Annotated in this window: 11 protein-coding genes; all 11 read right to left on the minus strand. The window is 68.4% G+C overall.

Annotated features, from left to right (window positions below; genetic code table 11):
• Window positions 1–137: 137 nt before the first annotated feature.
• The gene (locus L324_RS31905) at window positions 138–494 is read right to left on the minus strand and encodes a VOC family protein (protein ID WP_037317503.1); all 357 of its coding nucleotides are present in this window, start codon (window positions 492–494) and stop codon (window positions 138–140) included.
• 25 nt (window positions 495–519) lie between these two features.
• On the minus strand, window positions 520–813 hold the full coding sequence (locus L324_RS31910; protein ID WP_037317505.1) for a DUF1905 domain-containing protein: 294 nt from the start codon (window positions 811–813) through the stop codon (window positions 520–522).
• A gap of 94 nt (window positions 814–907) precedes the next feature.
• A complete protein-coding gene (locus tag L324_RS31915; protein ID WP_037317508.1) occupies window positions 908–2,404 on the minus strand; it encodes an MFS transporter in 1,497 nt (498 codons plus the stop codon).
• A 147-nt stretch (window positions 2,405–2,551) separates the two neighbouring features.
• Entirely contained in the window at window positions 2,552–3,787 is a 1,236-nt protein-coding gene (locus tag L324_RS31920) for a cytochrome P450 (RefSeq protein WP_037317511.1), read from the minus strand.
• 16 nt (window positions 3,788–3,803) lie between these two features.
• A complete protein-coding gene (locus tag L324_RS31925; protein ID WP_037317514.1) occupies window positions 3,804–4,745 on the minus strand; it encodes a PDR/VanB family oxidoreductase in 942 nt (313 codons plus the stop codon).
• A complete protein-coding gene (locus tag L324_RS31930) occupies window positions 4,745–5,755 on the minus strand; it encodes a methyltransferase (protein WP_037317517.1) in 1,011 nt (336 codons plus the stop codon). The genes L324_RS31925 and L324_RS31930 overlap by 1 nt, the downstream gene beginning before the upstream one ends.
• Window positions 5,756–5,806: 51 nt before the next feature.
• Complete coding sequence (locus L324_RS31935) at window positions 5,807–6,607, minus strand: TIGR03084 family metal-binding protein (RefSeq protein WP_037317520.1); 801 nt, start codon at window positions 6,605–6,607, stop codon at window positions 5,807–5,809.
• A gap of 4 nt (window positions 6,608–6,611) precedes the next feature.
• Window positions 6,612–7,025, minus strand: a complete 414-nt coding sequence (locus tag L324_RS31940) for an SgcJ/EcaC family oxidoreductase (protein ID WP_037317523.1) — start codon at window positions 7,023–7,025, stop codon at window positions 6,612–6,614.
• A 374-nt stretch (window positions 7,026–7,399) separates the two neighbouring features.
• Window positions 7,400–8,602: an MFS transporter gene (locus L324_RS31945; RefSeq protein ID WP_037318782.1), complete on the minus strand. Its 1,203-nt coding sequence runs from the start codon at window positions 8,600–8,602 to the stop codon at window positions 7,400–7,402.
• Between the two features lie 19 nt (window positions 8,603–8,621).
• Window positions 8,622–9,893, minus strand: coding sequence for a glycosyltransferase family 2 protein (locus L324_RS31950; RefSeq protein ID WP_037317526.1), 1,272 nt, complete (start codon window positions 9,891–9,893; stop codon window positions 8,622–8,624).
• 104 nt (window positions 9,894–9,997) lie between these two features.
• Window positions 9,998–11,251, minus strand: a complete 1,254-nt coding sequence (locus L324_RS31955) for a cation:proton antiporter domain-containing protein (protein WP_051174208.1) — start codon at window positions 11,249–11,251, stop codon at window positions 9,998–10,000.
• Window positions 11,252–11,257: the final 6 nt, after the last annotated feature.

Consider the following 11,257-nt stretch of genomic DNA (forward strand, 5'->3'; position numbering starts at 1 on the left):
CGGCTCCCTGCCCCAGCAGGCTCACCAACTCACCACGAATGCGCGTGAAGGCCTCCTTCCCTCGGCTGAGCCGAGGGAAGGAGGCCTTCACGCGCATCACCCGGCGGGAGGCCCGAACCGGGTCTCCCGCCGAAAGTTCAGGAAGAGCTCTTGATACCGATGTTGTAGCCGTCGAGGTCGGTGAACGCCGCGATCCGGCCGTTGGGGGTGTCGACCGGCTCCAGAGTGCGCTTGCCGCCGAGCTTTTCGGCCCGCTCCAGCGCCGCGTCGACGTCGTCGACCGGGAAGTAGACGACCACGCCGAGGTACGGGCTGTCCGGCCCCGCCTGGCCGATGCCACCGGTGGGCGGGCTGTCCGGGGCGCCCACCAGCGCGTAGGTGCCGTCCAGCGCGAGGACGTTCCAACCGAACATTTCGTTGTAGAACTTCCGCGCCCGTTCGGAATCCGGGGTGGAGATGTCGAACCAGGCCGGAGTGGCGCTAGCGTCGGTCATTACTGTTCACACCTTTCTCAAAGGATCAGCTGAAACGCTGGCTGAGGTGGACCTTGACGTCGTCACCGACGTCCTTCTTCAGGGTTTTACGCAGGGCGGCCTTGACCGGCATCATGTGCGTCCCGTCGCCGAGCGGCAGCATGGTCGCCTGGAAGTCCTGACCGTCGATGGTACCGCCGATCTTGACGGCCTTCCTGGTCCCGAAGAGCTCGCCGGATTTGGGCACTACCACACAGATCCAGCCGCTTCCGTTTTCCTTGATCAGCGGCAAGGTGAATTGGTGGTCGATCTTCTCCGGGCTTTTGGGTGCAGCCGGCATGGGGTTCGGTCTCCTTGTTCTCCGGACTTCAAAAACGGGACAAGCCTGCGGGGAGGTCGAGAACCTCCCCGCAGGACCGGTTACAACGAATTCATCATGCCGCGTCCTCGACCTCGAGGCGCTCGGCCGTCGGGTCGCGCAGTTCGGTGGCGACCTTTTCGAACAGCACCGCGATCAGGATACCGCCGAGCACCATCAGCGCGGCGCCGATACGGAACGCCAGCGTGTAGCCCTCGGTCGCGGCGATCCGCGGGTCGGTGCCGGTCGCGATCGCGTCCCCGGCGTACCGGATGGCGACCGTCACCAGCACGGCGAGGCCGAGTGCCGAACCGACCTGCTGCATGGTGCTCTGCACGCCCGACGCCAGGCTGGAGTCCTGGACGGTGACGCCGTGCAGCGCGGCGTTGGTCGCGGCGGGCATGGTGGCGCCGGCGAACAGCCCGAACACGATCATCCCCGGCATAAGCCCGCCCACGTAAGAGGAATCGAGGTCGACCATACTGGTGATGAACAGTCCCGCGCCCGCGCCGACGTACCCGACGGACGCGACCACCTTGACCCCGAGCTTCGGGATGAGTCCGGTGCCGAGGCCGATGCCCGCGCCGATCCCGAGTCCGAGCGGCAGCCACGCCAGACCACCTTGCAGCGGCGAGTATCCCAGGATCTTCTGGGCGAACAACGTCATCATGAAGGTGTAGGAAATGAACGCCGCCATGAAGAACAACGTCACGAAGTTGATGGCCGAGCGGGTCCGGTTGGCGAAGAAGTCCAGCGGGATAAGGGGGTTCTTCGCCCGGCGTTCGATGAGCACCGTCGCCACGAGCAACACCACCCCGCCGATGAGCGGCACCATCACCAGCGCCGAGCCCCAGGGGTGCTCGGCGGCGTGCAGCAGGCCGTAGACGACGCCGACGAGACCCAGCGTCAGGGTGAGCGCGCCGGCGATGTCGAGCCCGGCGTTGTTCTCGCGCACCATGCGGCTTTCATTGACCAGCCGCGGCAGGAGAATCAGCACTACGGCCGCCACCGGAAGGTTGATGAAGAACAGCCATTCCCAGGACGCGAGGTCGGTCAGGACACCGGAGATGACGTATCCCAAGGTGCCGGCGAGAGCGATGATGCCGCCCCACAGCCCGAGCGCCTTGGTGCGTTCCTTCGGGTCGTGGAACAGCAGCGCGATCAGGCCGAGTGCCGCGGGGGCGGCGATCGCCTCGGCGATGCCCTGGCCGAACCGGCCGATGACCATCATCCACGGCGCGACGGCGAAACCGGACAGCGCCGAGGAAATGGCGAAGATGGCCACGCCGGTCAGCAGCAGGCGGCGCCGTCCGAACACGTCGGCCAGTCTGCCGCCGAGGATCAGCAGCCCGCCGGCCATCAGTACGTAGCCGTTGACGACCCAGGCCAGGCCGGATTCGGTGAAGCCGAGATCCTGCTGGATCCGCGGCAGCGCCACGTTCACGACGGTCATGTCCAGCAGGATCATGGCCTGCAGCCCGCAGAGGAGGATGAGGGCCCACCATCGGCGCGGATCCGCCGCCTTGGGGGACTCGACCCCTTCCGGACTCGAACTCGAGTTGATTGTGGTCACGCTCGTCTCCCTAAATTATCTTTTCCGGCGCGTGGCGCGACGCTCAGCGGGCCGACACGGCCACGCCGCCTCTGGCAGGCACTTGAAAGTGTGGCAGCCGGTACTCTCCGTCACTAGTGAACAGGACATGAGTGCGACATGTGATCCTCATGCCCCATGCCCCGGCCCGGTCGTCCGGACCCGCACCGGCAGCGAGTCCCATGCCCGGATCGTGTTGTTGAGCCGCCGCCGTCCCCGCCCCACGAGCTCGATGCTCGCGACCCGCTCCACCAAGGCCGTGAGCAGGCATTCCGCCTCCAGCCGGGCGAGATGCTGGCCCACGCACTGGTGGACGCCGAACCCGAAACCGACGTGCCCTGAAGGATCACGAGACAGGTCGAACGTGTCCGGAGCGGCCCAGCGCCGCGGGTCACGGTTGGCGGCTCCGACGCTCAACAGGACCTTCTCGCCGTCGGGAATCGTCGCGTCGCCGACCTGGACATCACCGGTAGTGGTGCGGAAGAACGACTGAACGGGTGACGCCCAGCGCACCGCCTCGTCCAGCGCGACGTGCACCAGCTCCGGCTCGGCGCGCAGCCGCTCCCACTGCTCGGGGTGCGTCGCCAAGGCGTAGAGCATCGACGCGAGCGCGTGAACCGTGGTGTTGACGCCCGCCGCGAAGAGCGAACGGACCACCAGCGGCGCCTGTTCGTGGGTGATGTCCCCACGGTCGGCGGCCGCCCAGATCTGAGCCCCGAAGCCGCCCTCGGCGAGCGCTTCCCGTTCGCAGTGGGCGTTGACCCATACCGAACGTTCCCGCGCTCCCACCGCGCCCGCCGCCACGAGGTCGTTACGGGGGCCGAAGGCGTTGAGCAGAAAGTCACTGAAGGGCAGCAGGTTCTCGCGTCCGGCCTCGGGAATTCCGACGGCGTCCGGGAAAACCCGCAGCGGGAACGCCTCGGCGAGCGACGGAACGGCATCGAATTCCACCACCGGACGGCCGGCCAGCATACTGTCCACCATGGACTCCGCGACGACTGTCCACTCAGTACGCAACCGTCGTTGCGAACGCGCGCTGAGCAACTCCGCCAACACGCGGCGCGGGGCGTCGTGATGCGGCGGGTCGGCCTCGATCACCACGCTCAGCGGCCGCCAGATCTTGCCGGTGCGGAAGTTCGACAGCCCCACTCCCGCACCGGACTGAAAGCCTTGCCAGTCCCGCAAAGCGGCGTTCACGTGTTCATGGCGCGCGATCGCGTACACGCCGTAGGTGCTCAGATAGACCAGCGGCCCCGCGTCGCGCAGGAGTGCCTCGTGCGGATGCGGGTCCGCCAGCACTTCGTGGCTGAACGGGTCGATGTCGAACGTCGGCAACGACGGCCTGACGCCGGTTGTCGCGGTCACGATTCCTCCGTCGGTGTCAGAGATCCAGCACCAGCCGGTCGCCGCACGAGCGGGACACACACGGGAACATGCAGTCGCCCGTCGCCCGCTCGTGGTCGGTGAGCAGCGCGTCACGGTGGTCGACCACACCGTCGACGACGGCGGTCTCGCAGGTGCCGCAGGTGCCCTCCATGCACGAGGCCAGCACGTGCACCCCCGCCGTGCGCACGGCGTCCAGGACGGTGACGCCGGGTGAGACGACAACGCTTTTTCCCTGTCTGGACAGCACGACCTCGAACGGCGCGTCCCGCACCGGTGCCTGTTCCCGCGCCGAGAACCGCTCGACCCGCAACGCCGTCGGAGGCCAGTGGGCACAAGCGATCCGGACGGCTTCGATGAGTCCTGGCGGGCCACAGCAGTAGATCTTGACGCCGTCGCGCACCTCACCCAGCCAGGCGTGCAGATCGGGCCTGCCGAGTTCGTCCTCGGGTACGAGGTGGACGCGGTCGCCGTAGCGGGCGAGTTCGTCGAGGAAAGCCATCGACGCCCGGCGGCGGCCGCCGTACACCAGGTGCCAGTCCGTGCCGAGCAGTTCCGCCTGGTGGATCATCGGCAACAGCGGCGTGATACCGATTCCGCCGGCGAAGAACAGATAGCTTTCCGAAGGTACCAAAGGAAAGTTGTTGCGCGGTCGGCCGACGCCGACGCCGTCGCCGAGCCGGAGCCGGTCGTGCACGTACGCCGACCCGCCTCGTCCGTCCGGCTCCCGCAGGACCCCGACCCGGTAGCGGTGAGCGTCCCAGCGGTCCCCGCACAACGAATACTGGCGGGTGATCCCGCCCGGCAGCACTAGGTCGATGTGAGCACCGGGCGTCCAGTCGGGCAGGCGTTCGCCACCGGGATGCTCCAGGCCGAGGACGACCACATCGTCGGCGACGACGTCCTTGGCCGTCACCGACAGCGCCAGTACCCGTGACATCAGCCGCGGACCAGCTCGACGATCGACACGGTCGGCCGGTCCCCGACCGGATGCACCGCGCGCACCACCAGACCCGCGCGCTCCGCGAGCGACCGGAGTTCGGTGAGGCCGCGCTCCTTGCCCGCGACGTAGGTGAGCATGCGGAGGTCCATCTCGGTGTTGGGCGATTCGCCGTCGGTGCCGACGTTCTCCAGCACCAGCACGACACCGTGCTCACCCGCCGCCGTGGCGCACCGGCGCAGGATCGCGACGGCCGGTTCGTCGTCCCAGTCGTGGATGATCGCCGACAGGACGTAACCCCCGGCGCCCGAAGGCAGCGGCTCGAAGAAGTCGCCCTCCACGGCCGATCCCCGATCCTGCACCCCGCGCTCCTGGAAGGTCCGGCGCGCGCCCGAAACCGGGCCCGGCTGATCCAGCACCGTGCCGCGGAGTCCGGGATGCGCCTGGAGCAGCGTGGCGAGCAACGCGCCACTCCCGCCGCCGACGTCGATGACGTGACCGAGTTTCGCCCAGTCGTACGAGACCGCGATCTCGTCGTTGTCGAGTTCGATGTGGTGGCCCATCAGTGCGTCGAACGACGCCGAAAGCACCGGGTCGGACCGGAGATCGTCCCAGAAGGGAGTGCCGTAGCGCTCCACGTACGCGGGCTCCCCGGTCCGGACCGTGTGCAGTAGATCGACGAACGCGAGGTCACCCCGGCCGACCGCGCCCGCGATGTCCAGCCAGGCCCGCCGCGACTTCGGGTGGTCCTCCCGCAGCGGTTCACCGGCCGGGGTCAGCGCGTAGGTGCCCGCGTCGTCCCTGGTGAACAGCCCGATGGTGACCAGATGCCGCAGCAACCGATCCATGGCGCCGGTGTTGGTGCCGGTCGACGACGCGATCTTCTCCGCGGTGTCCCGGCCCTCCGCGACGTGGTCGGCGACCCTCAGTGTCGCGGCCACCCGGATCGCCATCGGGGACGCCAGATCAGCCAGTGCCCGGAGCCCGACGCGGCCTGAATCGTCCGACATGCGTCTTCCTCATCGGTAGTAGGTGTTTTCCGGCTGGACCGCCAGGTGGCCTCAGTGCTGGAACTGGCCGGGAGCGCGTCCGGCACCCTTGGGGCCGCGATAGGCCTGTGCGATTCCGAGCCACTCGTCGGCCGCCGCCGTGTCGCCCTTGAGGTCGAGGTCGTCGCGATGGCGACGGCGGGTCGCGAGCAGCACCAGGTCCTCGGCCGGACCCGTGATGAGTCCCGTCTCCGCGTCGTCCGCACCCGCGTACCAGGTCTCCCCGGACGGGCTGGACACCTCGAATCGGAACGGCTTCGACGGCGGTGTCAGTCCGTTCGACTCGTAGCCGAACTGCCAGGTGAGCGCGACGAAATCGACGATGCGGCGAAGCCGGTCGGTCCGCTCGCGGCGGATGCCCAGCGCATCGGCGATGTCCTGACCGTGCGCGAAGGCCTCCATCATCCCGGCCGCGCAGAGCACGGTCGGCGGAAGCGGGTTGACCAGCCACGGCACCGTGGACTCGGTGGGGACGGCGGCGAGCGCGCCCACCGCGGCCTTCCGTGCCGCCTGCCAGTGCCCCAGCAGTGCCGCGGGGCCTTCGGCGAGATGCTCGGCGGCGGTGGCCGCCACGACGGCGTCGAAGCCACCGCGCTCCCCGATCGTCGAGGTCATCGCGGTGAACTTCTCCGGGGCGGACGCGGCCAGTGCCGCGATGCGGTACACGAAGGTGAGATGGCCGACCTGGTGCGCGATGGACCAGCCCACCGCGGGGGTGGCCTTGGCCCAGTCCTCTTCGGACAGTCCGGTCAGCAGGTCCTCGAAGCTCCCGGCCTCGGCCGAGAGATCGGCGATGACGGCCTCGTGGCTCATCGCTTCAGTCCCGCGGGGTGTTCTGGTAGGCGGCCAGCCGCCATTCGCCGTCCTCGCGCACGGCGAGCCAGGAAGCGCGGACGACGTTCTCCGGCTTGACCTCGGTCTCCGTCTTGCTCCGGACGCCGCCCTCGGTCAGCAGCAGGATCGTGTCGGGACCGATCTGCCGCAGCTCGAACGGGGTGCCGACGACCTGGGTTCCCTGGTAGGGACCGGCGAAGGCGCCCGCCATGAAGTCGCGGATCTGCTTCTTGCCCTTGACGTGCACGCCGGTGATGATCATGGTGGCGTCGTCGCTGAACACGGAGGCGAAGGCATCGGCGTCGTGGGCACCCCACGCGGCGATGATGCGCTGCGGCAGCGCCGCGACGGCGGCCTGGTCGGCGGGCGTTGCAGTGGGGCGTTCAGTCGTGGTCACGTCTGTTTCTCCTCGCACACCGGTGGTTCTTCCGTCCGCTCCAGTGTCCCGAGCCCACCCGGAAGGTGTCCTCTTCCATGCTGCTACAGGTGTGCCGATGGCCGGGTGGCAGGTACGTGAACGCGTGAAGGCCTCCTTCCCCTTTCGGATCTGGTCGCATAGGGACGGGCGTGTGGCACTGTGTGGATTTTGATTCATCTAACGCAACAAAATCCACACAGTGAAAGACGACGTCCGCCCCCAGAACGGCGACTGAGGGTGAGCCGAGGGAAGGATGCCTTCACGCGCAGCCGCTGTGCCTGATGGTGCGGCTGTAACAGCACTGGCCTGCGTCCGGAACGCGAGTGAACGCCATCAGAGGACTGAATGCGGTTCTACGCGGCCCGGGAAATCACCGGCTCCGTCGTCGAAGCCGCCGCACGTACCGAAGCGGGAGCCGTGGCCGCGGCGAAGGCGGCGATCACCCCGAGCGGCACCAACAGCAACGTCAGCGCCGCACTGATCCCGAACTCCTGGGCGAGCCAGCCGAAGATCGCCGGACCCGCGAGCACGCCGGCGTTGTGCAAGGTGCTGTACCGCGCGATCGCGAGGCTGGTGTTGGACTTCGTGCCGTGCCCGACCGCGCTGGAGATGATCGGGATCGCCACGGCGAGCCCGATTCCGGCCATCGCGAGCCCGGCGAGGCCGAACCACACGCTCGGCACGGCGACGGCCACCAGGACACCCGCCCCGGTCATCGCCATACTCCAGCGGACCAGTGCCACGGCGCCGAATCGCCGGTGCAGGCGGTCACCGACGAGCCTGGTCCCGGTCTGCGCCACGATGAACGCGAAGTAGCCCAGCGACGCGATGTTCGCCGCCGCCCCGCGTTGCTCGCTCAGGAAAACGCCACCCCAGCTGGACACCGCGCCTTCGCACAGCGCGACGGCCGCGCCGAGGCCACCGAGGACGATCACCGCGCGAGTCCAGCCGGTCAGGAAACCGACCTTCGGTTCCTTTTTCTCCGCGGGCGAAGAAGTACGCGCCTCGGTCAGCAACCAGCGTCCGCTGGACAACGCGATGACGACGAGCACCGCCGAAACGACCCAGAAATGCGAACTCAGCGACCACCCCGCGCGCACCGCCAGCACCGTGCCGCCCGAGCCGAGCAAGGCCCCGATGCCCCAGACCGCGTGCAGGCTGTTGAGCACCGGCCGCCGCGCCCGCCGTTCCACCTCGACGCCCTGCGCGTTCATGGACACGTCGAGGAGGCCGGCGATGACACCCCACGTCAGCATCCCGAGCCCGGCGGTGATCGCGCCCGGCATCGCCGCCATGAGCGGCAGGAACCACGGCAGGACAAGGGACGTGACGCGGATGACCGCGCGGCTGTCGAGATGGTTCGACAGATGACCCGCCAGCTGCATCGCGATCAGCACACCGACGGTCTGGGCGAGCAGCACCAGACCCAGTTCCGCGAAGTTCAGCCCGAGTTCGATCCGCAGCTGCGGTACCCGCGCGAACCAGGAACCGAGCATGATCCCGACCATCAGGAAGATCCCCGAGATCGCGATCCGTTGCCGCCGCACTTTCTTCACCGGGTGGATTCCCACCCCGCTACTCATCGCCGCTCGCCACGCCGGACGTGTCCCCGAAACCGGACTCGCCGGTCCAGCTGCCCACCTCCACGTGCGCGTTGAACGGTTTCCCCTCGGCGTCGCGCATCGGCGGCCGCCGGTGCGCGAGGTGCAGGAAGACGTCGTCGTACTGTGTGACATCGCCCGCCGCGGAGATGCGGTAGAGCATGTCCTCGTCCTCGCCGCCCCAGCCCTTGTAGCGTTCGTCGAAGCCGCCGATGCGGTGGAAGATCTCCGGCCGCGTCCACAGGCACGCGCCGGGGACGTCGCGCAACAGCAGTCCGCGTGCCCCGGCCAGCGGCGCCTCCGGGGTCTTCTCGCCGCATCGCCGTTCGATCAGCCAATCGCTCGACGGCGCGTCCAGCGACAGCATTTCGGTATGCGGCAGATGCGCGTCGGCGCGCCGGTCGGCGAAACGCGCGTGGTTGCGCTCCAGGAATTCCCGGTCCACCAGGATGTCCGCGTCGAGCAGGCACAGGGTCTTCGCCGCACCGAGGGTTTCGCGTACGCCCACGTTCAGCGTCCAGGACTTGTTGAACGGTCCCTCGCCCTTGATGTGCACGTAGTGGTCGGCCAGCGGCTCGACGACGTGCTTCCAGCGCGGTTTCCCGTCGAACTCGACGACGGTGACGCGGTACCGGTCGGCCGGGAAGGTCTGGTCGCGCAACGCGAGCAGGCAGGCGGTCAGGTTACGGATCCGGCCCGCGCCGTCCCGATCGGACAGTGGGACGACGACGAGGATCTCGTCGCCGGTGCCGGACGGCCGTGACCGCACGCCGTTCGCGAGTTCGACCAGCCGGTCGAGACCGGCGGGCCCGGCTTCCGGTTCGTAGAGCCTGCCGCGGAAGTAGTTGATGTAGACGTTGTCGTCCGCGGCATCGGCCGCAGGGGCCAGTTTTCCGGCCAGTTCGGGGTTTTCGTCGAGCAGCGCGACGACACGCTCTTCGAGCCGGCGTTCGGCGAAGGTGTCGGTCGGCCGCGCGACGAGCCGCCGGTACACCGGATCGTGGCCGATGACGGCTTCGAGCGGGTCGACCACGGCACGGTAGAAGCGTTCGCTGTGCATCCAGTAGTCGGCGGCGACGTCCGGTACCGCGGGATCGTGGGCCAGGACGACGTACCGGACGATCCGGCCCGCGAGATCCGCGCTCCCCGGCTCGGCCTTCCGGTAAGCCGATGCCGAGGCGAAGGTCTTGCCGCCGGTGCGGGTCGGCCGGATCCGCATCGGATTGGTCGCCCGTAACACGCACATCGGGCTGCAGTCACAGGGATGTGGTTGCACCGCTCCTCCACCCTTCGATTTCCTGATGACTCGGATACCGAGCGTGACAGTCGGTCGCGGAGCGGTACGTCTTCTCAATTGCCGACAATCTCGAAGACCTCCGGCTTCGAGGCCGCCTTTTCCCGGCGGGTGAGGAACCGCATCAACGGTCCCGTGACCGCCGTGGTGACCACGGCGACCAGAACCAGGATCGTGAACCCCAGCTGGTTGACCAGTCCGTATTTCAACCCGATGGTGGCGACGACGAGTTCGGTGACACCGCGGCAGTTCATCAGCGTGCCGAGCTGGATCGCCTGTCTGCCGGGCAATCCCGCCAGCCTGGCCGCGCCGCCGGCACCGATGAACTTGGTCAGCTGGGCCACCACCAAGATCCCGGCGAACAGCAGCCAATGCGAGAGATCCGTACCCAGCAGGCCGATCGACGTGCTCAGCCCGACCAGCGCGAAGAACAACGGGAGCAGCACGACGACGGTGAAGCCGCGCAATTGCGCGCTGATCCGCTCGACGACGGGGCAATCACGCGGGACCGCGGTCCCGAACAGGAAAGCGCCGAGCAACGCGTGCAGTCCGAGCATCTGGGTCAGCACGGCGAAACCGATCGCGCCGACGAGCAGCAGTACCGTCATCACCTTGTCGGACTCGATCCTGGTGACCAGCCTGCCGAGTATCCGGCGCACGACCAGCTGCGTGAAGACCACGAGCACCACGGCCAGGATCGCCGTCATGACGACGTTCCCGCCGCCGTGCTGCCCGATGCCCACCAGGATCAGGGTGAGGGTGAGCCAGGCGATGCCGTCACCGATCGCCGCGCTGGTCAGGGAAAGCGCGCCGAGCCCGGTCCGGTCGAGGTCGAGATCGACCAGGATCCTGGCCAGTACCGGCAGCGCCGTGATGGCCAGCGCGAGCGCGAAGAACAGCACGTAGCCGGCTTTCGGGGCGTCCGCGCCCGCCAGTACGGACGCCGCCGCGAACGCGACGCCGATCCCGGCGGCGAACGGCAGCCCCATCCCGCCCAGTACCACCGCGCCGACCAGGGACTTCCGCTCGATCCGGTCGGTGCGCAGTTCGCAGCCGAGCAGGAACATGAACACGACGAGACCGAGCTGCGCCGCTCTGTCCAAACTGGACAGGACGTCGGCAGGGAAGAGCCATGCCCCGGCCGAAGGCCAGATCAGCCCGAGCACGGAAGGGCCGAGCAGGAGGCCGCCGACGATCTCGCCGAGCACCGGCGGCTGGCCGATCCTTCGCAGGACCTCCCCGCAGAAATGGCTCACCAGCAGGATCGCCCCGACGGCGAGCAGGAATCGCGTGATCGGTTCGATGGCCATGAGCGC

Origin of the sequence: Amycolatopsis orientalis DSM 40040 = KCTC 9412, assembly GCF_000478275.1 — a bacterium.
GTDB lineage: Bacteria > Actinomycetota > Actinomycetes > Mycobacteriales > Pseudonocardiaceae > Amycolatopsis > Amycolatopsis orientalis.